The sequence below is a fragment of the Microbacterium sp. T32 genome, from assembly GCF_001619615.1.
Taxonomy (GTDB): domain Bacteria; phylum Actinomycetota; class Actinomycetes; order Actinomycetales; family Microbacteriaceae; genus Microbacterium.
In genome coordinates this window covers 173,935-196,956 of record NZ_LQQP01000002.1, presented here as the reverse complement: position 1 = coordinate 196,956, position 23,022 = coordinate 173,935, and the positions used below count along the sequence as shown (strand labels likewise).

Genomic DNA, 23,022 nt, shown 5'->3' with positions numbered 1-23,022 from the left:
ACGGCCAGCTGCACCCCACGTCAGGGCGGGAGCCACCTCAGGCTTGCATCGTCCCTCGCTGGGGTTCGATAACGGAACCCCAGCGAAAGGAGTCGATGGAGGCGTATTCGTCAAGCCGTGAGACGCGCGACGAACTGAAGAGACAAAAATGTCTCACAATGGTCTCCGATCGCGAATTGTCCATCTCAACACGGACCTGCCGAATACCCAGTTCGGGGTACTTCTCCGCAAGATGTTCACGCAGGAGAGCCACCGCATCACCGGGCGATTCGACCTGAAGCAGCAGCACCGAGGATGGTGCGGTAACGTTCAAGCGACACACTCTGACGGCTCCACAGTGGCCATATCGGTTTCGATACGCCGAGATGTATCCACATTCAATCATTCGCGTTGGCATCCCGGCGCGACCGATCGTCGTGGATAGGTGGGCCAGTACGTCCGCCGTTCCGGCGGCGATGTTACCGAACGCGCGCCGAGATGCTGCGTAGCGTCGTAGCGTTATGCACGCTCGGACTGATCCGTTGGGTTGCAGATGGCTGCGACGAGAGGAGGAGCAGGAGTGCCCCAATGCTCGCAGCGACTGCGATCCACATCCCCGTGAAGGGGATGGTGTCGGCTGTGTCCCAGGGCAGAAAGAAGGCTCCGTGATCGGTTAGAGGGTTGATCACGACCAGGATGCCCACCGCGATCAGCGCCAGCGGTCGCCGAGGAGCGAGAAACAAGCCGACGATGGCGATTGCGATGCTGACAAGCCACAGTGTCGAGGGTAGGACCCATGATGAGTCCTCGCTTGATGCGGCTGCGCACTCCGCCGACAGCCCACCGAAACACACATTCCAACTCGCAATAAGTGCCCCCAGGGTGGCGGAGGCGCAGATGAGCATGAGTACGGAGAGTTTCCCGACCAGCGATTCTCCTGTCATGCCGAACACGATACCGACGCTCCGGTAAGGGGCCAAGGTCTGTTGGTGAACACTGTAGCGGTCGCTTTCCCCAGCCTGAAAGCTGCCCAGGGGGCGGCACACGCCGACTCACTTGGAAGAGGGGGCAAAAGATGATGAGCAAGAACGCACTTCTGCGGCGAACGGTTTCGATGCTGTTCGTCGCCTCGATCACACTCGGTGTTTCGGCGATCACCGCGTCGTCGGCCAACGCCGCGACACCACAGGTCTCGACGCAGGCACCGGCAGCAGCACAGCCAACCTCACCGGTTGGCACTCTGACGCTGGATGACGGGCGGACGGTGGAGGGCCCGCGCGCCTACCTGGAGCCAGGGGCGCCGTCATGGATCGAGTATCCGGCGGCGCAGGGCCGGATCACCACGATGGCTGTCGGAGGTGTCTGCACGAAGCCGCTTTGCGGCAAGATCACCAACAAGGGGGCGGTCAGTATGACCGTTGGTACCGACTACTCCTCGAACGGCGGGCTACAGCAGGGAGCCCGTAAGAAGGTCATTACCGAGGTTCCAACGTGACTCACCCGACCCGGCGTCAGGTGATGCGCCAGCCCCGGTCGACGTAGAGGTTCGCCGCCGAGACGCCCTCGTTATGGAGCAGGAAGCGGGTGGCATCCACCACGTCGTTCATCGTCGCGAGCTCACCGCCGGGCGTGCGGGACGAGTAGCCCTCGAGGACGCCCGCGGGCTTCCCGGCCCAGAACGGGCTGTCGCCGATGATGCCCGGGTGCAGCGCGTTGACGCGCAGCGGTGCGAGCTCGAGCGCGAGGGCCGTGGTGAGCCCCTCGACGCCGCCGTTGATGGTCGAGACCGTGACGGAGCCGGGGTACGGAGCGTCCTTCGCGCGGCCGCCGAACAGCACGATGCCGGTGGAGCGCTGCGGCACCAGGCGGTCCAGGAGCGTGTGCACGGTCTCGGTGTACCCCACGAGTTTCAGGGTCACCAGGCGCCGGGCGCGGGCGATGTCGTAGTCGCGCACGGTGTTCGCGTCGCGCTCGATCGCGGCGAGCACGAGGCCGTCCAGTTCGCCGACGTCGGCGAGGGCGGGGGCGATGTCCTCCGGCTCGGAGATGTCGACCGCGATGCCGCGGACGTTCGGGCCGATCTCCGCGGCGATCGCCTGGGCGGCGATCGGGTCACGACCCGTGAGCGTCACCTCGTGGCCGTCCGCGGCGAGCGACGCGACGATCTCGCGTCCGATCCCGGACGTGCCCCCCACCACCAGATACCTGCGGCTCATGCCGCACCTCCTTCTCGTTCGTCATCGGATGCCGGCAGGAGCCCCCGCCGGGTGACTTCGGCCGCCGCGCCCCAGTCGAGGCGCGCGAGGTCGGGTTCGGCGAGCGCCCGCTCGAACACCGCGGTGAGCGCGGCGAGGGTCGGCAGATGCGTTCCTGTCTCGCCCGCGATCTCGGCGCTCAGCCGCAGGTCTTTGTAGCCCAGGGCCACGTCGAACCCGGGCGGGTCGTACGCCTGCCGGGCGATCATCCCGCCGTAGCCGCTGTACACGACCCCGGCGAACAGCGTCGACGTGAGGATCTCGACGAAGAGTCCGGGATCGACGCCGCGCGCTTCGACGAGGGCGACCGACTCCCCGATCGCCTGGATCGCGTGGATGATGTCGTAGTTCACCGCGATCTTCACGGCGTTCGCGGTCGACGGCTCCGCCCCGAGCGGCCACAGGCGCGCGGCGAAGAGCTGCAGGAACGGCTCGACCGCGGCGACGTCGTCGGGCGCGCCCGCGACGAGGATGTTGAGCTTGCCCTCCGCCGCGACGGTGGGGCGACCGAGCACCGGAGCGGCGACGTAACGCGCGCCCGCGGCCGCGAACCGGCGCTGCAGCTCCCCCGCCTCCGCGGGGCTGATCGACGCCATGTTCACGTGGACGCCGCCGGTCGCGGATGCCACGGATCCGGCATCCAGGACGGAGAGGGCCGCGGGCCCGTCGGCGAGCATCGAGAACGACACCGGGTGCGCGAGCGCCTCGCCCGGCGTCGCGCAGGCCACGGCCCCGACCGCGACGAGGTCGTCCACGGGGCCGCGCGAGCGGTTCCAGACGTGCACGTCGTGGCCGGCGTCGACGAGGCGGCGAGCGAGCGCCGCCCCCATCGAGCCGAGGCCGAGGAATCCGACCGACGCCATCACGCCTCCCCGCGGCCCCACGTCGTGTTCAGGTGCGACTGCGAGTCGCGCTGGTTGTTCAGCGGGCCGCCGACCGCGATGTAGCGAGGGCCGGCGATCAGCAGCTCCTCGGCGGGGAACTTCGTGATGACCTCGCAGCCGTCGGCGGTGACCACGACCTCCTCCTCGATGCGCGCGGCGCCCCAGCCGTCCGCGGAGGGCCAGTACGTCTCGAGGGCGAAGACCATGCCCTCCTTGAGCTCCTCCGGGTGGTCGAACGACACCAGCCGCGAGAAGATCGGCTTCTCCCAGATCGACAGGCCGACCCCGTGGCCGTACTGCAGCGCGAACGCCGCTTCCTCGTCCGCGAAGCCGAACTCCTGCGCCGTCGGCCACACCGAGACGATGTCGGCGGTCGTGGCGCCGGGCCGCACGAGGGCGATCGCGCGGTCCATGTACTCGCGTGCCCGGGTGTAGGCATCCTTCTGCTTCGTGCTCGCCGACCCGACCGCGAACGTGCGGTAGTAGCACGTGCGGTAGCCGTTCCAGCTGTGCAGGATGTCGAAGAACGCGGGGTCGCCCGGCCGGATCAGCCGGTCGGAGAACACGTGCGGGTGCGGGGAGCAGCGCTCGCCCGAGATCGCGTTGACGCCCTCGACGTACTCGGACCCGAGGTCGTACAGCGTCTTGGCGACGAGCCCCACGGCCTCGTTCTCGCGGACGCCGGGGCGCAGGAACCGGTACAGGTCCTCGTACGCCGCGTCCACCATCGACGCCGCCTGCGTGAGCAGCCGGATCTCGTCGTTCGTCTTGATGCGCCGAGCCTCCATGAAGATCTGCTGGCCGTCGACGACCCGGATGCCGACCTGCTGAAGCGCGAAAAGGATCGGGAGCTCGATGACGTCGACGCCGAGCGGCTGGTCGGCGACCCCGAACTTCTCCAGCTCGCGCTTGATCTTGCGCGCGACCTCCTCGGCGATCCCGGCATCCGGCGGGAAGGCTCCGCGGAGGGTCGAGATGCCCGCCCGTGCGCCCGACTCGAGCCGTGGACGCTTGGTGCCCTCGTGCGGCGCGTGGGGATCGGCATCCATCTCGGACGAGGTGACGTCCAGCCACGGGTTGTACAGCGCGTGGTGCTTGGCCGCCGAACCGAAGTCCCACGAGATCGGGTCGGTGTTGCGGGTGAGCAGGCTGAAGCGGATGAGTTTGTCCATCGCCCACGTGCCGATGTGCGTCGCGGTCATGTAGCGGATGTTGGAGAAGTCGAACGCGAGCACCGCACCGAGGTCGGAGCGCTCCAGCTCCGCCTTCACGCGCGCGAGACGCTCGTCGCGGAGGCGGTCGAAGTCGACGCGCGCCTCCCAGTCGACACCGTTGGTGCCGGTGGTTCCGGTGTTCTTCATGATGGCCTTTCCGAGAGGTCTGAGGGTTCCGAAGGGGGACGCCGCGGCGGTCAGCCGGCTCGCACGCCCGGTGAGCGACCGCGGCGCACGAGCGCCATGACGAGCGGGACGACGGCGGCGAACAGGACGAACGCGCCCTGGATCCAGTACTGCCACGACAGCCCGAGCGAGAGGAACGCCAGCGCGCTCGTCACGGTCTGCAGCAAGAGCCCGGCCGCGGCGACCGCGAGGGCCGAGCCCGAACCGCCGAAGATGCTCGCCCCGGCGATGACGACGGCCGTCACGGAGGTGAGGGTGAGCGCCTGCGCCGCGTTGGCGTCGCCGATGCCCGACCGCGAGTACACCGCGAGTCCGGCCAGGGCCGCGAGCACGCCCGCGGTGACGGAGGCGAGCAACCGGGTGCGCGGGACGCGGACGCCCATACGGTTGGCCTTGACGGGGTCGGAGCCGGCGGCGCGCAGCGCGCGACCGCCGCGCGTGCGCTGGATGACGAACCACATCACCACCGCGATCGCCACGGCCAGCGCGAGGATCATCGGCACCCCCGCGATCGCGAGGCCGAGAGTCGTGAGGACGTCGGCGCGGGCGGAGCCGCCCGGGCTCGGACGCAGCACCTGCGCGAGGCCCAGGACCGCGATCGAGCTCACGAGCGTCGCGATCACCGGCGGCAGCGAGAGGCGCGTGACGAGGAGTCCGTTGACCCACCCCACCGAGGCACCCGCGGCGAGCGCGAGCACGAGGCCGACGAGGAAGTAGCCGATCCCCTGTTGCGCGAAGAACGACAGGATCACCGCCGACAGCGCCGTCACCGACCCGATGCTCAGGTCGATGCCACCGGTCATGACGACGACGAGCTGAGCGAGCCCCACGAAGATGAGGACGCTCGTCGCCGCCAGCAGTTGGCTGATGCTCAGCGGGCTCAGGAACGCCGACGACGCGAACGACGCGACGATCGACAGAGCGACGGCGAGCCCCAGGAGGACGACGGCCTGCGTCTCCCCCGCGAGGAAGCCGCGCGACCGACGGCGCGTGTCGCGAGCGACTTCGATGGATGCCGTCTCGTGAGACATCACCGCGGCGCCCGTGATCGCGCGCTCGTCGACGTCGTCGCCGATGAGGGTCGTCTGCACACGGCCGCGGGAGAACACCACGACCCGGTCGCACAGTCCCTCGAGCTCGACGGCATCCGTCGACAGCACGACGACCGCGACGCCCGAGGCGGCGAGTTCGCGCAGGAACGCGTAGATGTCCACGCGCGCGCCGGCATCGACGCCCTGCGTGGGGTCCTCGACGAGCAGCACCTTCGGGTCACCGAGGCGTCCCCGGGCGAGCAGCACCTTCTGCTGGTTGCCGCCGGACAGCGCCGACACCGGCACCTCGAAGTGCCGGGTCTTCACGGCGAGTCCGGCCACGCCCTCGCGGGTCAGCTCGTACTCGCGGCTCCGGCGGACGAAGCCGCCGGGCATCGCGGCGCGCAGGGCCCCGGCGACGGCGTTCTCGCGGATCGACATCTTGCCGAACATCGCCTCGCCGATGCGGTCGCCGGGGAGGAACACGACCCCCGCGGACGACGCCGACCGGCGCGAGCGGGTCGAGATCTCCTCGCCGTTCACGAGCACCCGGCCGCCCGTCGCGCCTCCGCCGGCGATGCCGCGGAGCACGCGGCGCTGGCCGTTGCCCTCGACGCCGGCGAGACCGATGATCTGGCCGGGGTACACCGAGAAGGAGACGTTGTCATACCCGGGGCCGCTGAGCTCCAGGACCTCCAGCGCGGGCGTCGCCGTCGCGGCCGGAGCCGCGGGCTTGTCGGGGAACGTCGTCTCGAGCGACCGTCCGACGATGAGCTCGACCACCTGATCCGCGGTGAAGTCCGCGACCAGGCCGCGCCCGACGACGCGGCCGTCGCGCAGCACGGTGAGGTCGTTGCCGATCTCCATCACCTCGGGGATCCGGTGGGTGATGTAGACGATCGCGACGTCCTTCTCGAGCAGCCCCCGGACCTGGGCGAACAGCCACGCGGTCTCCTCCGGGCCGAGCGCCTCGGTCGGTTCGTCGAGCACGAGCACACGGGGGTCGGATGCCAGGGCGGCGGCGATCTCGACGAGGTGCGCCTCGCGCAGCGAGAGCGACGACACGAGAGCGTGCGGATCGATCTTCAGCGACAGACGCTCGAAGTGGGCGCTGACCCAGGCGGCCGCCGTGCGACGGGAGGGGCGCTTGCTCGCGGGGAGCAGTAGGAGGACGGCATCCACCACGCTCAGGGAGGGAGCGAGCGCGGGGATCTGGTAGACGATGGCGAGTCCTGCCTCCCGCGCCTCGGCAGGGCGGATGCGATCGAACTCGCGCCCGGCGAGGCCGATGGTGCCGGCATCCGGCACCACCGACCCCGCCGCGATCCCCACGAGGGTGGACTTTCCGGCGCCGTTCTCGCCGAGCACGGCGTGCACGCGACCGGCGGCGATGTCGACCGAGACCGCGTCCAGCGCGGTGACACCGGGGTAGGTCTTGGTGATGCCCGAGAGAGTGAGTGCGGATGCCACGGTCGTGGGGGTCTCGTTCATCAGCCGAAGAGCTTCGTGATCTCGTCGGCGGTCAGCAGCGTCGACGGCGTCGCGTCGGACGGGGCGGACGACAGGCACGCCTTGTCGGGCGTGACCGCGCCGGCCGTCTTGCCGGTGGAGTCCTCGAACAGCGCGAGCTCGTACAGCGAGGGCTCGGTGTCGGACTTGCCCGCGACGGCGGCGAGGGCCTTGCGCAGCGCCACGCGGCCGATCCAGGTGCGCGACGAGACGGTGGCCAGCTCGTAGCCGGGGTTCTTCGCCTTCAGGTCGGCGTAGCCGCAGCTGAGGGAGTTGTCATCGGTCGAGGTGAGGATCGGCAGCTGCTGACCCGCGGCCTCGTACGCGCGGATGATGCCCGAGGCGGAGGCGCCGTAGTCGGCGATGATCGCGTTGATCGGCGTGCCCTGGGAGAGGACGCCGGCCATCGCCTGCTGCGCCTGCGCCGGGTCCCAGTTGGTCCAGATCGGCTCGGTGTTCACGAGCTTGATCTGCGGATTGGCGTCGAAGACCTCCTTGGCACCGGCGAACTCCTGCGTGGACACGAGGGCCCCCGAAGGACCACCGAAGAACGCGACGTTGCCGCCGGCGCTGCCCAGCTGGTCGACGATCCACTGCGCCTTGGACTTGCCGACGAACGCGGGGATCTGGTCGGTGTAGTCGAGGTAGTCGGTGCCGGCCGTGCCCTGCGGGTCGGACGCGAAGGCGACCACCGTGGAACCGGCCTGCGTGGCCTGGCGGATCGCGGGGAGGTGCGCCTCGCCGGGACCGGCGTCGGGGATGACGAGGATGATGTTCGTGCCCTTGGCGGCGAGGCTCGTGATGCCCGAGGTCGTGGCCTCGAGGTCGCCGCGGCCGGCGATGAACTCGACGCCCGAGATGGCGGAGCACTTGGCCGCCTCGCTCTGGATCTCGGCGAGGACGGTCTTGGACCACGTGTTGGTGCCGTAGCCGTCGACGACGCCGACCGAGACCTTCTTGCCGTCCGTGGGGCACACGGCCGAGATGTCGGTGAACTGGTCGACGGTGCCCGTGCTGCCGGCGGCGATGTCGGCGGTGAGGTTGCTGGCACCGTCGGTGCCGCCGCCTCCGCCGGCGCTGTTCGTCGACGAACAGCCGGCGAGGACCAGCGCTCCGAGCGTGAGGACGACGAGACCGGCTCGCCGTGCGGGTGCTGTGGTGATCATGGGGGTACTCCTCTTCGAGTGGTGATCGGGTATGCGGGGACGGGTTTCGGGCGCGACGGATCGCCCGTCGACCCGGATGGGTCGCGGTCGGAAATGAGCCGGTGTCAGGCTCCCGGACGCCGTCGCATGAGGTTCCGGATGCGGGAGGTGGAACCGCCCAGCTGGAGCTGGGCGACGATGCCGACGCCGATGATCAGCGCCTGCACGATGTTCTGCACGGCGGTGGCCTGCGTGAACGTCTGGACGAGCTGGGTCAGCTGGGCCAGGAAGAGTGCGCCGAGCGCGGTGCCGACGACGCTGCCCCGCCCGCCCGTGAGGGCGGTGCCACCGAGCACCACCGCCGCGATGGAGGGCAGGAGGTAGTCGTCTCCGGCGGTGAGCGTGGGCGTGCGGAGGAGTCCCGCGAGCAGCACGCCGCCGACGGCGGCGAGCGCGGCCGACAGCACGTACGCGATGATCGTGTACCCGCGCGTCCCGATGCCGAGGTTCGCGGCGCTCCGCGGGTTCTCACCGACGAGTTCGAACCGGCGACCGAGACGGGTGAGCTTCAGCACGACGTGGACGGCGAGCGTCAGCACAAGGGCGAAGAAGACCAGGACCGGGATGCCACCCCACCGGCTGAGCGCGAATTGGTTGAGCGCGTCGGGGCTCTGGGTGGCGAATCCGCCGGACAGCGCCTGGACCGTGCCGATCATCAGCGCGTTGACCGCGATGGTGACGACGAGCGGCGGAAGACCGAACAGCGTGATGACCAGGCCGCTGGCCAGGCCGAACGCCGCGGTGGCCACGATCGCGACGGTGATCGCCGCGGGGAGACCGAGCGCGTCGTCACCGCCGAAGCGCGCCACGATCAGGGCGCCGAGCGTGACGGCGCCCGGGATCGACAGGTCGAGGCCGCCCTGCTGGATGACGAGGGTCTGTCCGATCGCGACGATCGCGATGAGCGCCGCGAACGGCAGCATCGACACGATGGCCGTGGGCCCGACGCTGCCCGGCGCGATCAGCGGGCTGATCAGGAACAGCGCCGCGACAGCGATGAGCGCCCGGGTCCCCGGCCACGCCAGCACCATCCGCGCCGTGGACCCGTGGTCCTTCGGCGCGAGGCGCGCGGGAACGGCGAGGTCGGTCATGCCGTCACCAGGGCGGGGTGCCACGTGCCGTCGAGGCGCGCCTCGGGCATCTCGCCGAGCAGGTAGCTGCGGGAGGACTCGGCATCCGCCTTCAGCCGGGCGATGTCGACGCCGACGAGCTCGCCGTCCTTCTTCACCCGGCGCCCCTGGACGAACACGTCGCGGACGAGGCCCGGGTGTGCCGAGTAGACGAGGCTGCCGATGGGGTTGTTCAGCGGCGTGAGGGCGAGCGAGCGGTCGTCGAGCACGACGATGTCGGCGGCCTTGCCCACCGCGATGGAGCCCGTGGTGTCGGCGAGACCCGCGGCGTGGGCGCCGTCGATCGTGGCGAACTGCACGACCTCGGCGCACGTGAGGCTGATGCGCTCGAGCACCTCGCCGGTGTCGACCGACGGGGCGTTGTCGAGTGCGCGCTGCATGCCGATCGCGGTGCGCATCGTGGCGAACATGTCGCCGCCGTTCGAGCTGCACACGTCGATCGAGAAGGTCGGACGGATGCCGGCCCGCAGCAGTCGGCCCGTGGCGGGGAAGCCGTGGCCCATCTGCATCTCGACGTCCGGCGCGACCGAGGCGGTGCCGCCGCTGTCGGCGATGAGCTTCAGCTCGTCGTCGCCCAGCGTGCAGCAGTGCACGTACGTGATGCGGTCGGACAGCAGGCCGTCGGCGTGCATCTTGCGGATCGGACCCGACTTGCCCCAGTACCCGTCGCCGGCGTGCATCGTGACGCGGAGGTCGAGGTCGGCGGCGAGCTGGAAGTCGGCGACGTTGACCTCGGGGGTCACGACCTGCGGACCGCGCAGCGCGAGGGCCATCGTGACGAGCCCGCCCTCCGAGGAGAAGTGCTCGTCGCGCACCCGGCGCGCGTCGGCGGGGTGGACGTTGGCCGACGGCAGGCTCCCCCACTGCTCGGCCCCGCCGCCGTGGGCGAAGACCGCGCGCATCCCGGTGTCCTTGAGGGCGGCGACGGCGGCGTCCGCGTGCTCGGGGGTCGCGAGGTTGTGCGACCAGTCGACGAGCGTCGTGATGCCGGAGTCCAGCGCCTCGAGCGCACCGAGGTAGTTGCCCGTGTAGGTGTCCTCGGGACGGAAGTGCTTGCTGAGACCGGTGTGCAGACCCGCGAGGTACTCCGTGAGCGACCAGTCCGAAGCGAGGTTGCGGACGACCGACTGCCACGTGTGGCGGTGGGTGTCGACGAAGCCGGGGTGCACGATGCGGCCGTGGACGTCGATGACCTCGGCGTCCGCGGCATCCAGGCCCTGTCCGATGGCCTCGATCGTTCCGTCGGCCCCGATCAGGATGTCGGTGTCGGTGAGGACCTCGCCGGGACGGACGGCCGTGATCACGGTCCCTCCCCGCAGCAGCGTGCGCGTGCTCATGTGGTGGTGACTCCCTCGTCGAACCGGAGCGTCGTCGCGCCGGTGGTGTTCGTTGATTGGATGCTAGAAAGCAGCACTGAACGTGTCAAGTATTTGTTATCACTGTGTTCAGTTCGTCCAGCGCTGCTGAAATTCACGCGCGTTCGCGGTACAGCGGGATGTCGATCGGCGGCTGCGGGATGAACTCCCCCGCGCCGCCCATCCGCTCGTACAGGTACTCGTGCGAGCGCTCGAGGGTCGCCGTCGCGGCCGGGAGGTCGACGTGCGTGAGGACCCCGCCGCGCTTGACGACGCGCCCGTCGACGAAGATCGTGTCGATGCATCCGGCGTGCGCCTGCGACACCACCGCGCCCGTCGGATCCGCGCGATTCCAGCCGACCTGGCTGATCCCCGACATGTCCACGAGCACGATGTCGGCGCGCTTGCCCACGGTCAGGGAGCCGACGAGATGGTCGACGCCGGCCGCCCGCGCCCCGTTCAGCGTGGCCCACCGCAACGCGTCCTTGGTCGTCCACGACATCGTCTGCGGCGCCCGCATCGCGGCGTACTCGGGCTCGTCGGCGCGGTAGCGCGTGGCCTGCAGCACCAGCCGGCTGTGCGACACCATGTCGCCGCCGTTGCCCGAGACGCAGTCGATGCCGAGGCTCGGTCCCGGGGTGTGCGCGGTGGCCTCGGCGATCGCCGGATACCCCATGCCCATCTGCATCTCCGTCTCGGCGCAGACCGACACCGTGACCCCGCTGTCGTCGAGCAGATCCCACTCGTGGGGGGTGTTGAACGTGCAGTGCACGAGCAGCAGGTCGTCGGCGAGCAGCCCGTGGGCGTGCAGCACCTCGACGTCCCGGAACAGCTGCCGCACCATGACCTGATTGGCGTGGAACGTGATGCGCGCCCCGAGTTCGCGGGCGAGACGGAACTCCGCGGCCACGTCGGCGACGGGCGCGATCGCGAGCTCCTGCGGGGCGATCCCGAATCGCAGGAGCTGGTCGTCGCTGGAGAAGTACTCCTCGCGGATGCGGCGGGCGAGGATCGCCCGCGTGGCCAAGGCCGCGGGGTCGGCTCCCGCCGTCGAGCCCCCGCGCGACTGGCTCCACGTGTTGGTCGTGATGGGAGTCAGCCCGTGGGCGTAGAGCGCCCGAATGCCGGCATCCCGCAGTCCCGTGACGGCCGCGTGCGCGCCGTCCGGATCGAGGATGTTGTGGCAGTAATCGACGATCGTCGTGATGCCGGAGTTCAGCGCGTCGAGCGCGCCGACGTAGTTGCCGGCGTACATGTCCTCGGCGCGGTAGAGCGGAGCCATGTGCAGCCGGATGCCGCGCAGATAGTCGGGGATGTTCCCGTCGGCCAGGATGCCGCGCAGGGCCGTCTGCCACGTGTGGCGGTGGGTGTCGACCATCCCCGGGATGGCGATCTTGTCGGTCCCGTCGACGATCTCTCCATCGAACGATGCGTCGTCGACGGCGATGTCCGGGCGGATCTCCCGGATCACGCCGTCCTCGATGAGGATGTCGGTCCGGGCGAGGTCGCCCAGCTCCGGGTCGACGGTGGCCGCCGCCACGTTGCGGATGAGTGTGCGCATGGTCGCTCCCTCGCGATCCGACCGGATCACCCTCGACCCGGCGTTGTGCTGAACTACACACGAATGTACAGTCGCTCCCAGATTTGTAAAGTCTCAGCGAACGTTCCGCGGTCAAGGAGGACCCATGTCACGAACGAGCCCCCGTATCGCCGTGCTCGGCACCGGCGCACAGGGAGCCAGCGTCGGCGCCGACCTGCTGCGCGCGGGTCTCGATGTCACTTACATCGAGCAGTGGCCCGCACACGTCGAGGCCATGCGCGCCCGCGGCATCGAGGTGCGCCTCCCCGGCGAGACGCACGTCACGCCCGTGCACCCCCTGCACCTGTGCGAGGTCGCGACGCTCCGCGAACCGTTCGACATCGTCTTCATCGTCGTCAAGGCGTACGACACGCGCTGGGTCGCCGAACTCATCGCCCCCCACGTCGCCGAGGACGGCCTCGTCGTAGGGCTCCAGAACGGGATGACCCAGGATGCCATCGCCGCCGCCGTGGGCGCGCACCGGACCATGGGCGCCGTGATCGAGGTGGCATCCAACATGTTCGAACCCGGCATCGTGAACCGCCAGACCCCCGTCGCCGGCTCGTGGTTCGCCGTCGGCGCCTACGACGACGCGGCCCGCGGTCGCGAGCACGAGGTTCAAGCGGTGCTCTCGCACACCGGCCGCGTGGACGTCTCCCCCGACATCCGCTCGTCGAAGTGGATGAAGCTCGTCGCCAACGCCGGCGAGCTCGTCCCGTCCGCGATCCTCGACCTCCCCCTGGCCTCCGCCGTCGCGCTCCCCGGCGTACACGACTTCATGATCGAGTGCGGCAAGGAGGCCGCGCGCGCCGCGCTCGCCGACGGCAGCCGCCTCGTGCCGATCTTCGGCCTCTCCGACGACGCCGTCACCGACCCCGACCGCTACGCCGCCGACCTGCTCGGCGAGGTGCTGGACAGCTTCTCGCTCCCCGACACGAACACCACTGTTCTGCAGGACTGGATGAAGGGTCGCCACGCCGAGTACCAGGAAGTGAACGGGCTCGTTGTCTCGGTGCTCGCCGCGGCAGGCCAGGACGCCCCCTACAACGCCCATACCGTGCGCCTGGCCCAGGAGATCGAGGCCGGACGGATGCCACGCTCCGCCGCCAACGTCGACGCCCTGCTGGACGTCCCCGGACGCGGGTGAGGTCCGCCCGTGTTCAGGCGCGGCGCACAGGATGTGCGCGCATCGGCCGGTAGCGTGGTCTCGCGAGAGGCGGGGCACCCGTGATCGGGGTCACCGCCTTCGGACGAGGAGGCGCCGACATGACGGACGACATCGGCAGCAGGTTGCGCGACGCACGGCTCGAGCGCGGGATGAGCCTGCGGAGCGTCGCGAGCGCGCTCGGCGTCTCGGCCAGCCTGATCTCGCAGGTCGAGACGGGGAAGACGCAGCCCTCGGTGTCGACGCTCTACGCCATCGTGACGCACCTCGGCATCTCGATCGACGAACTGCTCGGCGTCTCGCCGGCGCCGCCGACGGGCGCCGCCGCCCCGACGCCCGAGCCGCGTCCCACCGATCCCACCGTGCAGCACGCCGCGGACAACGCCGTCCTCGACATGGAGAACGGCGTCCGTTGGGAGCGTCTCGCCGCCGGTGTCGGCCCGGCCGACTCTCTGCTCGTGACCTACCAGCCGGGCGCCTCGAGCTCCGTGGAGGGCAAGATGATGCGGCACGCCGGTGTGGAGTACGCCTACCTCCTCGAGGGCGAGCTCACGCTGCGCCTGGAGTTCGACACGTACACCCTGCGCGCCGGTGACAGCCTGCACTTCGACTCGGTGCGCCCCCACCTCTACATCAACCAGAGCGACGCGATCGCGCGCGGCATCTGGTTCGTGGTGGGGCGCCGCGAGCAGAACCAGGCGATGCCCTCGGCCGGACACCAGTTCAGCGCCCCGCGCGACACGATCGGATCAGCGGTCGACGTCCTTCGGGCGATGGACGATCTCGACCGCTGACCCGACCGGTGCTCCCCGGGTGGGAGCCTCAGGAGTGGCGGGCCACACGGCGCCGTGACGCCGTCGGGTCGATGATCGTCTTGATCTGTCGCGACCCCCCGCGTGTGAGCGGCTCCAGGGCACCCCCCGCGACCTCGTCGAGCGGCAGCACCTCGTCGGCGACGTCGGTCCAGTCCGGGCGCCCCGCGAGGAGTTCGACGGCGCGCGGCAGGTCGGCCGCGATCGCGTGGGCGACGGTCCCGACGATCGTGTACTCGCGCAGCGTCCAAGAGCCGAGCGGCACCGGGACGTCCTCCCGCTGGATGCCGACGGGCACCAGCACCGCGCCGGGCAGCGCCGCGGCGACCACCTCGTCCCAGCCCGCGCGGGAGCCGCTCACCTCGAACAGCACGTCGGCTTCGCGGCCGGACGCCGCGAGCTCGGCCGCGACGGATTGCTCCCCCGCGAGCAGCGTGCGCTCGGCACCCAGGTCGCGGGCGAGCGCGAGGCGCGCCTCGGACCGGTCGACCGCGAGCACGCGCGCCCCGACGGACGCGGCGGCGTAGGTGAGGAAGGCGCCGATCCCGCCGATCCCGAGGACGACGGCATCCTGCCCCGCGGACAGACCGCTCCGCGCGACCGCGTGCACCGCGATGGCCATGGGCTGCGCGAGGGCGAGAGTGTCGGATGCCAGGCCCCACGCCGTGACGTCGAGCAGCGTCGCGGCGGGCACGCGGACGAACTCCGCGAGCCCGCCGTCGATCTGCAGCCCCGCCGTCCGGTAGCGCCGACAGAGGTTCGTGCGTCCGGCCCGACACGGCTTGCACTCGCCGCAGGAGATTCCGGCTCCGCACACCACCTGTGCACCGAGCGGCAGGTCGACGCCGTCGCCCACCGCCTCGACCGTGCCGGTGAACTCGTGGCCGAGCACGACCGGCAGGTGCGTGAGGACCGGGCCGCGGGAGTATTCCGTGGCATCCGATCCGCACACGCCGCACCCGCTCACCCGCACGAGTGCCTCGCCCGGGCCGGGAGTCGGCACGGGGCGGCTCTCGATGCGCAGGTCGCCGGGACCGTACAGCACCGCCGCGCGCATGCGCGTCACAGGGCCACCCCGTCCGGCACGGCGAGCTGCACGGCCTGGCGCGACTCGATCATCCGCGCGAGGTGCGCCTCGTACACCGCGGCGTGCGCGGGCGAGTCGAGGTACGCGGCGAGCGCCTCCTCGTCGGCGACGAGCGCCACCACGGCGTAGTCGGCGGGGCTCGGACGCAGACGGAGGTTCACGCCGCAGCGATACCCGCGGAGCATGGAGAGACCGGATGCCATCTCCTCGAGCGCCGCGGTCACCGCCTCCACCTCCTCGGGGCCGACCTCGGGTCTCCAGGTGAACAGGGCGGCGTGCAGGATCATGCGGTCCTCTCAGTCGTGGGCACGGGCGACGACGTGCGCGTCCCCGTCGGTGTAGCGGTACGGGTTCTCGATCTCCTCGTCGACGGGGATCTCGGGGTGCATGCCCTCGGTCCACGCCTTCTCACCGAGCTTCGACCGCACGTACTCGACGGAGGCGGCGACCTTGTCGCGAACGGGTGCGAGCGGCAGGCCGATGCGCTTGCCCTGGTACTTCACGACCTTGCCGTCGACGACGACCGTGTGCACGTCGGCCGTTCCGGCCTGGTACACGACGTGCGCGTAGGGGTGGAGGATCGGGGTCATCGCGGGCGACTCGTCGTTCTTGATGAGCACGATGTCGGCGCGCTTGCCCGGGGTGAGCGAGCCGATGCGGTCCTCGAGACCGATCGAGAGCGCCCCGCCCATGGTCGCCATGTGCAGCACGTCCTCGGCCCGCAGGCGGTTCGCGACGATCGTCTCGCCGCGCGCGTGCGCCTCGAGGTGGTCGCGCGAACGGTCGGCGCTGAGGGTGGCGCGCATGGCCGAGAAGAAGTCGGCGCTCCACCACACGCTCGTGTCCATCGAGAGGGATGCCGGGATGCCGTGCTTGCGGATCGCCCACGTCGAGGGATATCCCTGTCCGGCGCTCTGCTCCGACTCCGTGGCGACCGAGACGGTGCCGCCGGTGGCGGCGATCTTCTGGTAGCTCTGCTCGTTGAGGGACGCGGAGTGCACGTACGTGATCTCGGGCGTCATGAATCCGGCGTCGTACATCTGGGTGATGGCGGTGTCGGTCGTCGCGCCCCACACTCCCGCGTGGGTCGTGACGCGCAGGCCCAGTTCGCGAGCCGCCTCGAACGCCCCGCGCTCGGGGAAGTCGGACGCGCCGGGGACGTCGAACGCCAGCTGCAGCGTCAGCATGTCGTCGTGCGAGGAGAAGTTCTTCGAGACGAAGTCGCGGAACTCGGGGGCGTTGGCCCACTCCCACGGGGCCCCCAGGTAGTTGCCGTAGCCGAGGACGAAGCGGCCCGGGATCTCGCGCAGTGCCTGAAGCGCGGCCTCGCCGTACTCGGGTGTGCGAAGGCCGTGCGACCAGTCCAGGGTGGTCGTCACGCCGGTGTCGACGGATTCGAGCGCGCTGAGGAGGTTGCCGGCGTAGACGTCCTCGGGGCGGAAGACTTCGCCCCAGTTCAGGTAGTAGAAGACGAAGTACTGGCTGAGGGCCCAGTCCCCGCCGTAGCCGCGGAGCGCGGACTGCCACATGTGGCGGTGCGTGTCGACGAAGCCGGGGGTGACGATGCCCCCCGAGGCGTCGATCTCGAGCGTGCCCTCGGGCACCTCGAGACGGTGGCCGACCGCGGCGATGTCGCGGCCGATCACGAGGACATCGGCATCCTCCAGAACGCCCTGCTGGTCCATGGTGATGACCGTGGCGTTGCGGAAGACGAACGGGCGCTCCGACGAGAACTGGTCGGCGACGGGTGTGGATTCTGTCATGGCTTTCTCCCCATTGAGAATGTACGTTCCTGGTTTACACTCTCCGTGAGGACGTGGCAAGAGTCGGGTTTTCGTTCAGCCTGGTTTCATGAACCCCAGCACCGACGCCCTCCCGTTCGCTGACACTCCAACGAAGGAGCGACATGTCCACTCCGTCCATCGCCGTCCTCGGCGCCGGCGCGAACGGCGCCTCGATCGGCGCCGATCTCTTCGACGCAGGGCTCGATCCGGTCCTCATCGAACAGTGGCCGGCGCACGTGGAGGCCATCCGCCACGACGGTCTGCGCATCGAGATGCCGTCCGGCACGCGCCACGTGCGCCCCCGCACGCTGCACCTGTGCGAGGTGGCGACCCTGCGCGAACCGTTCGACCTCGTGCTGCTCGTCACCAAGGCCTACGACGCCCGCTGGGCCGCGGCTCTCATCGAGCCGTACCTCGCGCCCGACGGGGCGATCGCGGCCGTGCAGAACGGCATGACGACCGAGACGGTCGCCGACATCGTGGGCGCGGACCGCTGCGTCGGCGCCGTGATCGAGATCTCCTCCACCATGACCGACCCCGGTGTCGTACACCGCCACGTCGATCCGGAGCGGTCCTGGTTCGCCGTGGATGCCACGGCCCCCCGCGGGAACGACGTGGCCGACGTCCTGTCGCACTCGGGCGAGGTCGCCCGGGTCGACGACATCGCCTCCGCCAAGTGGATGAAGCTCGTCAGCAACGCGTCGGTCCTCGTGCCCACCGCCGCGCTCGGCCTGCCGATGGTCGACGCGATCCGCGTCCCCGGCATGCGGGAGCTCATGCTCGACGCGGGCCGCGAGGCGCTCCGCGTCGCGGGCGAGCACCGCGTGCTGCCGATCTTCGGTCTCACCCCGGAGTCGATCGCGAGCTCACCCGACGTCGTCGAGACCATGCTCGACGCCCTCTACGAGCGGTTCACGGTTCCGGGCGCCACGACGACCGTCCTCCAGGACTGGCGCAAGGGCCGCCACAGCGAGGTCGACGACATCAACGGCGCGGTCGTGGCCGCGGGCCGGAGGCTCGGCATCCCGACCCCCGTCAACGAAGCGATCGTCGAGGTGGGCCACGCCATCGAGCGCGGCGACCTCGAGCCCGCCCTCGCCGCGCTGCAGCGGATGCAGCGCGGCTGAGGGATCAGCCGGCGTTGCGGAGCGTCGACACCTGGTACAGGGCGACGGATGCCGCGATCCCGGCGTTGAGCGACTCGGCCGCGGTCGAGATCGGGATGGACACGACCTGGTCGCACGTCTCGGTCACCAGGCGCGACAGACCCTTGCCCTCGGAGCCCACGACGATCACGACGGGGCGATCGGCGAGCTGCAGGTCGGGCAGCGCGACGTCGCCGTCACCGGCGAGGCCGAGGATGAAGACGCCCTGCTTCTTGAACTCCTTGAGCGTCGCGGTGAGGTTCGCCGCGAGCGCCACGGGAACGCGCGCGGCGGCACCGGCGCTGGTCTTCCACGCGGCAGAGTTCACGCTCGCCGACCGGCGCTGCGGGAGCACGAGACCCTGCCCGCCGAACGCGGCGGTCGATCGGATGATGGCGCCGAGGTTGCGCGGGTCGGTCACGCCGTCGAGGGCCACGAGCAGCGGCAGCTCGCCGCGGTCGATGATCTCCTCCAGCATGTCCTGCGGGTGCGCGTACTCGTACGGCGGCACCTTGAGGGCGACGCCCTGGTGCACGCCGTCGAAACCGGCCATGCGGTCGAGCTCGGGACGGGTCACCTCGAGCACCGGGATGCCACGGTGCGTGGCGATCGAGAGCATCTCCTTGACGCGGTCGTCCATCTCGACGCGCTGCGCGATGTAGAACGCGGTGGCGGGGATCTTGGCGCGCAGGGCCTCGAGCACCGAGTTGCGGCCGGTGACCGTCTCGGTGTCGTCGGTCTGCTTGGCGCGGGCACGGCCCTGCGACGAGCCGACCGGGCGGACGCCGGGCTTGCCCTTGCCGCCGGCGGCGGCGTAACGCTCCTGCGCCGCCTTGCGCTTGCCGGCGACGTGCCAGCTGCGGTCCTCCGCCTTGGGCGTGGGGCCCTTGCCCTCGAGGGCCTTGCGGGAGTGACCGCCGGTGCCCTTGAGCGGGCCCTTCTTCTTGCCGGGCTTGCGCGCCCCGGGCCGTCCAGGCTTGGTCATTCGATACTCCAATGGGTTCCGGCCGGAGTGTCCTCCAGCGTGATTCCGGCGGCAGCGATGGCATCACGGATGCGATCGGCAGCGGCCCAGTCCTTGTCGGCGCGCGCACGGGCGCGCTGCGCGATCATCTCGGCGACGAGCGCGTCGAGCGCCGTCTCCGCTCCCCCGCCGGCGGCGGCGGGCGCCGAGGCCTCCAGCCCCAGCACCTCGAGCATGCCGACCACCGCGCGGGAGGCCTCGACCGCCGCGGCGAGGTCGCCCTCGTCGATCGCGGTGTTGCCCGCCCGCACCGTCTCGTGCAGGACGGCGAGCGCCTGCGGCACCCCGAGGTCGTCGTCCATCGCCGCGGCGAAGTCCGCAGGCAGGACCCCGGGCTCGTACGCCGAGGGGTCGGCGTCCGCCGCGCGCACGACGCGCTCGAGGAACGTCGAGATGCGGTCGAGGGCGCTCGCGGCCTCGGCGAAACCGCGGTCGGAGATGTCGAGGTTCGAGCGGTAGTGCGCGGCGGCGAGCGCGTAGCGCACCACCCGCGGGTCGCGCTCCGCGAGAACGTCAGCCGCGAGGGTGAAGTTGCCGAGCGACTTCGACATCTTCTGCCCGTCCACCGTCACGAGGCCGTTGTGCACCCAGTACCGCGCGAACGCGTCGCCCGCCGCGGTCGACTGCGCGATCTCGTTCTCGTGGTGCGGGAAACGCAGGTCGAGGCCGCCGCCGTGGATGTCGAACTCGGGGCCCAGGTAGCGGCGCGACATCGCCGAGCACTCGATGTGCCAGCCCGGGCGCCCCGCACCCCACGGCGAGGCCCACGTCGCCGACGTCGGCTCGCCCTCCTTCGCGCCCTTCCACAGCGCGAAGTCGCGGGGGTCGCGCTTGCCGCGGGGATCCGCGTCGGTCGCCGACTCCATGGCATCCACGCTCTGGTGCGTGAGCTCGCCGTAGGCGGGCCACGAGCGCACGTCGAAGTACACGTCGCCCGCGGCGGCGTAGGCGTGGCCGCGTTCGATGAGCTCGGCGATGAGCTCCTGCATCTGGGTCACCGACGCGGTCGCGCGCGGTTCGTAGGTGGGGGGAAGGATGCCGACGGCGTCGTATGCCCGCGAGAACTCGAGCTCCATGCGGTAGGCGAGCGCCCACCACGGCTCGGTGTCGGTGGCGTTCGCGAGGATCTTGTCGTCGATGTCGGTGACGTTGCGGACGAAGGTGACGCGACCGAAGCGGTGGGCGAGCCAGCGGCGGAGGACGTCGAACGCGAGGGCCGCGCGGACGTGTCCGATGTGGGGGCCGGACTGCACGGTGGGGCCGCAGACGTACATGGTGACGTTCGCGGGGTCGACGGGGACAAAGTCGCGCAGAGCCTGCGCTTTCGTGTCATACAGCCGGACGGTCACCGCACAAGCCTACCGGCCGCCCCTGACGGCGACCCGTGCACGAAACATGCCGGCGCTAGGGTCGCAGAATGCCCCTGGACATCGCACGGGACGACGTCAGCGTTCCCGACCCCGGGCCCTCGTGACGGCCCACGTCTCCGGGATGCTGGCCAACACGCCGGCCGAGAGCTGCCACGCGCTCGACGCCGATGCGCTGGTCGACAACGGGGCGTCCCTGTGGTCCGCGCGCGTCGACGGCGAGCTCGCCGGCATCGGCGCGCTCGCCCCGTTCGGCGACGACGCGGGCGAACTGAAATCGATGCGTGTCGCCGAACGGTTCCTCGGCCAGGGGATCGGACGCGCGATCCTCCGGCACATCATGGCGGAGGCGCGGGAGCGTGGCATCCGGACCCTGTGGCTCGAGACGGGGAGCGGCGACGATTTCGCGGCCGCGCGCGGTCTCTACGCGAGCGAGGGGTTCGTCGAGTGCCCGCCGTTCGGGTCGTACCGCCCGGATCCACTGTCGACGTTCATGACGCGCGAGATCTAGGCCGGAACGACCAGCGCGGTCGCGAACGCTGCCACGCCCTCGGTGCGGCCGGTGAAGCCGAGGCCGTCCGTCGTGGTCGCGCTCACCGACACGGGTGCGCCCCCGAGCGCGGCCGACAGCACGCGCTCGGCCTCCTCCCGCCGCCCGGCGAACCGCGGCCGGTTCGCCTGCACCTGCACGGAGACGTTGCCGATGCGCCAGCCCGCGGCGCCGAGCAGATTCCGGGTGTGGGCGAGGAACGCCTCGGCGTGCGCGCCCGCGAACTCGGGCCGGTCGGTGCCGAAGTGCGTGCCGATGTCGCCGAGTCCGGCCGCCGCCAGGAGGGCGTCGACGATGGCGTGCGCGACGGCGTCGCCGTCTGAGTGCCCGGAGAGCGCCTGCTCCCCCGGCCACTCCAGGCCCGCGAGCCACAACGCGCCGTCGCCGCCGAAGGCGTGTACGTCGGTGCCGATGCCCACGCGGGGAGCGGCGGGACCGTCATGCCGCACGGCGCGAGGCGCGGCCTCCGCGATCAGCGCTCGCGCGCGGTCGAGGTCGGGGCCGGTGGTGATCTTGAAGGATGCCGCGTCCCCGGCGACCGTGATCACGGGGTGACCGGCAGCCGCGACGAGCGCCGCGTCGTCGGTGTGGTCGGCGTCCGCGGCGCGCGACGCCTCCTCGAGGATGCCGCGGCGGAAGCCCTGCGGGGTCTGTGCGGCGGCGAGCTCGGACCGGTCGACGGCCGCGACGATCGCCCCCGCGGCATCCACACGCTTGATGGTGTCCACAACCGGGACGGCCGGGATGACCGCGAGCGCACCGTCGTCGAGAGCGGCGACGACACGCTCGAACACCGCAACCGGCGTGAGCGCGCGCGCGGCGTCGTGGACGAGGACCGTGTCGATGTCGGCCCACAGCGCCGCCAGCCCGGCGGCGACGGACGACTGACGCGTCGCTCCCCCGGCCACGACGGAGACGAGGTCGATCCGGTCACCGGCGACCTCGCGGACGTCGGTGAGCGCGGCTCCCTCGAAGCCCGCGGGCACGACGATCACCACCTGGGCGCGTGGCGCGGCGAAGACACCGCGCAACGCGTGACGCAGAATCGTGTGCTTGTCGAGGCCGACGAAGGCCTTCGGCGCACCCCCGTTGAGGCGGGTGCCGGAACCGGCGGCCACGACGATGACGGCCAGACGCGGGACGGGTGCGGGAATCACCCGACCACGCTAGCGCGGACGCGCGGACGAACCGCGACCGACGTCAGGACGCGAGGACCTCGTCGAGCACGACGCTCGCGCGGTCTTCGTCGGTCTTCTCGGCCAGAGCGAGCTCGGACACGAGGATCTGACGGGCCTTGGCCAGCATGCGCTTCTCGCCGGCGGACAGGCCGCGGTCCTGATCGCGGCGCCACAGGTCGCGGACGACCTCGCTCACCTTGATGACGTCACCCGAAGCGAGCTTCTCGAGGTTCGCCTTGTAGCGGCGCGACCAGTTGGTCGGCTCCTCGGTGAAGGGCGCACGGAGCACCTCGAAGACGCGGTCGAGACCCTCTTTGCCGATCACGTCGCGGACGCCGACGAGGTCGACGTTCTCGGCGGGGACCTCGATGACCAGGTCGCCCTGCGTGACGTTGAGCTTCAGGTACTTCTTCGTCTCGCCCTTGATGACGCGTTCTTTGACCTCGATGATCGTGGCCGCGCCATGGTGCGGGTAAACGACGGTCTCGCCAACCTCAAAAAGCATGGAGTTATGTCCTTTCGGCAACATCCAGGATACCACAGGCCCCCATGCGCTAAGGTTCCGCCCCCTCCCCGGCAGCTG

General features: G+C 70.7%; 21 protein-coding genes. 5 read left to right on the top strand and 16 right to left on the bottom strand.

The features are described from left to right. Nucleotides 1-37: 37 nt before the first annotated feature. Nucleotides 38-313 (bottom strand): hypothetical protein, encoded by a 276-nt coding sequence (locus AVW09_RS17495; RefSeq protein WP_156495922.1) that lies wholly within the window; start codon nt 311-313, stop codon nt 38-40. 741 nt (nt 314-1,054) lie between these two features. Here AVW09_RS17495 and AVW09_RS17490 point away from each other — a divergent pair. Then, nucleotides 1,055-1,474 carry a hypothetical protein gene (locus AVW09_RS17490; protein ID WP_156495921.1) on the top strand — a complete coding sequence of 140 codons (420 nt, stop codon included), beginning with the start codon at nt 1,055-1,057 and terminating at the stop codon, nt 1,472-1,474. 16 nt (nt 1,475-1,490) lie between these two features. On the opposite strand, the gene AVW09_RS01730 is transcribed toward AVW09_RS17490, so the two are convergent. The 8 genes from AVW09_RS01730 to AVW09_RS01695 all read right to left on the bottom strand — a co-directional run bounded on the left by AVW09_RS01730 (nt 1,491) and on the right by AVW09_RS01695 (nt 12,309). Then, entirely contained in the window at nt 1,491-2,195 is a 705-nt protein-coding gene (locus AVW09_RS01730; protein WP_063256365.1) for an SDR family oxidoreductase, read from the bottom strand. Further along, nucleotides 2,192-3,097, bottom strand: a complete 906-nt coding sequence (locus AVW09_RS01725; RefSeq protein ID WP_063256364.1) for an NAD(P)-dependent oxidoreductase — start codon at nt 3,095-3,097, stop codon at nt 2,192-2,194. The genes AVW09_RS01730 and AVW09_RS01725 overlap by 4 nt, the downstream gene beginning before the upstream one ends. Next, nucleotides 3,097-4,479: a M24 family metallopeptidase gene (locus tag AVW09_RS01720; RefSeq protein WP_063256363.1), complete on the bottom strand. Its 1,383-nt coding sequence runs from the start codon at nt 4,477-4,479 to the stop codon at nt 3,097-3,099. The genes AVW09_RS01725 and AVW09_RS01720 overlap by 1 nt, the downstream gene beginning before the upstream one ends. Before the next feature lie 50 nt (nt 4,480-4,529). Further along, the gene (locus AVW09_RS01715) at nt 4,530-7,040 is read right to left on the bottom strand and encodes an ATP-binding cassette domain-containing protein (protein ID WP_063256362.1); all 2,511 of its coding nucleotides are present in this window, start codon (nt 7,038-7,040) and stop codon (nt 4,530-4,532) included. Next, nucleotides 7,040-8,224, bottom strand: coding sequence for a substrate-binding domain-containing protein (locus AVW09_RS01710; protein WP_063256361.1), 1,185 nt, complete (start codon nt 8,222-8,224; stop codon nt 7,040-7,042). Before AVW09_RS01710 ends, AVW09_RS01715 begins: the two co-directional genes overlap by 1 nt. 104 nt (nt 8,225-8,328) lie before the next feature. Then, entirely contained in the window at nt 8,329-9,354 is a 1,026-nt protein-coding gene (locus tag AVW09_RS01705) for an ABC transporter permease (protein WP_063256360.1), read from the bottom strand. Continuing rightward, nucleotides 9,351-10,730 (bottom strand): amidohydrolase family protein, encoded by a 1,380-nt coding sequence (locus tag AVW09_RS01700; protein ID WP_063256359.1) that lies wholly within the window; start codon nt 10,728-10,730, stop codon nt 9,351-9,353. Before AVW09_RS01700 ends, AVW09_RS01705 begins: the two co-directional genes overlap by 4 nt. 133 nt (nt 10,731-10,863) lie before the next feature. Then, entirely contained in the window at nt 10,864-12,309 is a 1,446-nt protein-coding gene (locus AVW09_RS01695; RefSeq protein ID WP_063256405.1) for an amidohydrolase family protein, read from the bottom strand. Between the two features lie 124 nt (nt 12,310-12,433). On the opposite strand from AVW09_RS01695, the gene AVW09_RS01690 reads away from it, so the two are divergent. Together AVW09_RS01690 and AVW09_RS01685 are read left to right on the top strand one after the other, a co-directional pair. Then, entirely contained in the window at nt 12,434-13,474 is a 1,041-nt protein-coding gene (locus tag AVW09_RS01690) for a ketopantoate reductase family protein (protein WP_063256358.1), read from the top strand. 119 nt (nt 13,475-13,593) lie between these two features. Beyond that, entirely contained in the window at nt 13,594-14,286 is a 693-nt protein-coding gene (locus AVW09_RS01685) for a helix-turn-helix domain-containing protein (RefSeq protein ID WP_082822750.1), read from the top strand. Nucleotides 14,287-14,314: 28 nt separating this feature from the next. Here AVW09_RS01685 and AVW09_RS01680 read toward each other — a convergent pair whose 3' ends face one another. The 3 genes from AVW09_RS01680 to AVW09_RS01670 are packed head-to-tail and all read right to left on the bottom strand — an operon-like array spanning nt 14,315 to nt 17,154. Then, nucleotides 14,315-15,361, bottom strand: a complete 1,047-nt coding sequence (locus AVW09_RS01680) for a zinc-dependent alcohol dehydrogenase (protein WP_231901738.1) — start codon at nt 15,359-15,361, stop codon at nt 14,315-14,317. A 5-nt stretch (nt 15,362-15,366) separates the two neighbouring features. Continuing rightward, on the bottom strand, nt 15,367-15,678 hold the full coding sequence (locus AVW09_RS01675) for a Dabb family protein (protein WP_063256356.1): 312 nt from the start codon (nt 15,676-15,678) through the stop codon (nt 15,367-15,369). 9 nt (nt 15,679-15,687) lie between these two features. Next, the gene (locus AVW09_RS01670) at nt 15,688-17,154 is read right to left on the bottom strand and encodes an amidohydrolase family protein (RefSeq protein ID WP_063256355.1); all 1,467 of its coding nucleotides are present in this window, start codon (nt 17,152-17,154) and stop codon (nt 15,688-15,690) included. 143 nt (nt 17,155-17,297) lie between these two features. Here AVW09_RS01670 and AVW09_RS01665 point away from each other — a divergent pair, with 143 nt between their 5' ends. Continuing rightward, nucleotides 17,298-18,302: a ketopantoate reductase family protein gene (locus AVW09_RS01665; protein ID WP_063256354.1), complete on the top strand. Its 1,005-nt coding sequence runs from the start codon at nt 17,298-17,300 to the stop codon at nt 18,300-18,302. A 4-nt stretch (nt 18,303-18,306) separates the two neighbouring features. On the opposite strand, the gene rlmB is transcribed toward AVW09_RS01665, so the two are convergent. Then, a complete protein-coding gene (gene rlmB, locus AVW09_RS01660) occupies nt 18,307-19,305 on the bottom strand; it encodes a 23S rRNA (guanosine(2251)-2'-O)-methyltransferase RlmB (RefSeq protein WP_063256353.1) in 999 nt (332 codons plus the stop codon). After that, the gene (gene cysS, locus AVW09_RS01655) at nt 19,302-20,693 is read right to left on the bottom strand and encodes a cysteine--tRNA ligase (protein WP_063256352.1); all 1,392 of its coding nucleotides are present in this window, start codon (nt 20,691-20,693) and stop codon (nt 19,302-19,304) included. Before cysS ends, rlmB begins: the two co-directional genes overlap by 4 nt. Before the next feature lie 121 nt (nt 20,694-20,814). Between cysS and AVW09_RS01650 the strand changes: the two genes are divergently transcribed. Next, nucleotides 20,815-21,222 (top strand): GNAT family N-acetyltransferase, encoded by a 408-nt coding sequence (locus AVW09_RS01650; protein ID WP_063256351.1) that lies wholly within the window; start codon nt 20,815-20,817, stop codon nt 21,220-21,222. Here the strand turns inward: AVW09_RS01650 and AVW09_RS01645 are convergent. Together AVW09_RS01645 and AVW09_RS01640 are read right to left on the bottom strand one after the other, a co-directional pair. Then, on the bottom strand, nt 21,219-22,418 hold the full coding sequence (locus AVW09_RS01645) for a bifunctional 2-C-methyl-D-erythritol 4-phosphate cytidylyltransferase/2-C-methyl-D-erythritol 2,4-cyclodiphosphate synthase (protein WP_063256350.1): 1,200 nt from the start codon (nt 22,416-22,418) through the stop codon (nt 21,219-21,221). The two genes, AVW09_RS01650 and AVW09_RS01645, sit on opposite strands and share 4 nt — an antisense overlap. A 43-nt stretch (nt 22,419-22,461) precedes the next feature. Beyond that, nucleotides 22,462-22,944 (bottom strand): CarD family transcriptional regulator, encoded by a 483-nt coding sequence (locus AVW09_RS01640; protein WP_022878946.1) that lies wholly within the window; start codon nt 22,942-22,944, stop codon nt 22,462-22,464. Nucleotides 22,945-23,022: the final 78 nt, after the last annotated feature.

Bases quoted from the DNA above. Each gene is read 5' to 3' on its own strand.
- AVW09_RS01690 (WP_063256358.1), top strand. From the start codon at position 12,434: ATGTCACGAACGAGCCCCCGTATCGCCGTGCTCGGCACCGGCGCACAG.
- AVW09_RS01730 (WP_063256365.1), bottom strand. From the start codon at position 2,195: ATGAGCCGCAGGTATCTGGTGGTGGGGGGCACGTCCGGGATCGGACGC.
- AVW09_RS01695 (WP_063256405.1), bottom strand. From the start codon at position 12,309: ATGCGCACACTCATCCGCAACGTGGCGGCGGCCACCGTCGACCCGGAG.
- AVW09_RS01710 (WP_063256361.1), bottom strand. From the start codon at position 8,224: ATGATCACCACAGCACCCGCACGGCGAGCCGGTCTCGTCGTCCTCACG.
- AVW09_RS01675 (WP_063256356.1), bottom strand. From the start codon at position 15,678: ATGATCCTGCACGCCGCCCTGTTCACCTGGAGACCCGAGGTCGGCCCC.
- AVW09_RS01670 (WP_063256355.1), bottom strand. From the start codon at position 17,154: ATGACAGAATCCACACCCGTCGCCGACCAGTTCTCGTCGGAGCGCCCG.
- AVW09_RS01705 (WP_063256360.1), bottom strand. From the start codon at position 9,354: ATGACCGACCTCGCCGTTCCCGCGCGCCTCGCGCCGAAGGACCACGGG.
- rlmB (WP_063256353.1), bottom strand. From the start codon at position 19,305: ATGACCAAGCCTGGACGGCCCGGGGCGCGCAAGCCCGGCAAGAAGAAG.
- AVW09_RS01715 (WP_063256362.1), bottom strand. From the start codon at position 7,040: ATGAACGAGACCCCCACGACCGTGGCATCCGCACTCACTCTCTCGGGC.
- AVW09_RS01680 (WP_231901738.1), bottom strand. From the start codon at position 15,361: ATGCGCGCGGCGGTGCTGTACGGTCCCGGCGACCTGCGCATCGAGAGC.
- AVW09_RS01700 (WP_063256359.1), bottom strand. From the start codon at position 10,730: ATGAGCACGCGCACGCTGCTGCGGGGAGGGACCGTGATCACGGCCGTC.
- AVW09_RS01640 (WP_022878946.1), bottom strand. From the start codon at position 22,944: ATGCTTTTTGAGGTTGGCGAGACCGTCGTTTACCCGCACCATGGCGCG.
- AVW09_RS01685 (WP_082822750.1), top strand. From the start codon at position 13,594: ATGACGGACGACATCGGCAGCAGGTTGCGCGACGCACGGCTCGAGCGC.
- AVW09_RS17490 (WP_156495921.1), top strand. From the start codon at position 1,055: ATGATGAGCAAGAACGCACTTCTGCGGCGAACGGTTTCGATGCTGTTC.
- AVW09_RS01720 (WP_063256363.1), bottom strand. From the start codon at position 4,479: ATGAAGAACACCGGAACCACCGGCACCAACGGTGTCGACTGGGAGGCG.
- AVW09_RS01665 (WP_063256354.1), top strand. From the start codon at position 17,298: ATGTCCACTCCGTCCATCGCCGTCCTCGGCGCCGGCGCGAACGGCGCC.
- AVW09_RS01725 (WP_063256364.1), bottom strand. From the start codon at position 3,097: ATGGCGTCGGTCGGATTCCTCGGCCTCGGCTCGATGGGGGCGGCGCTC.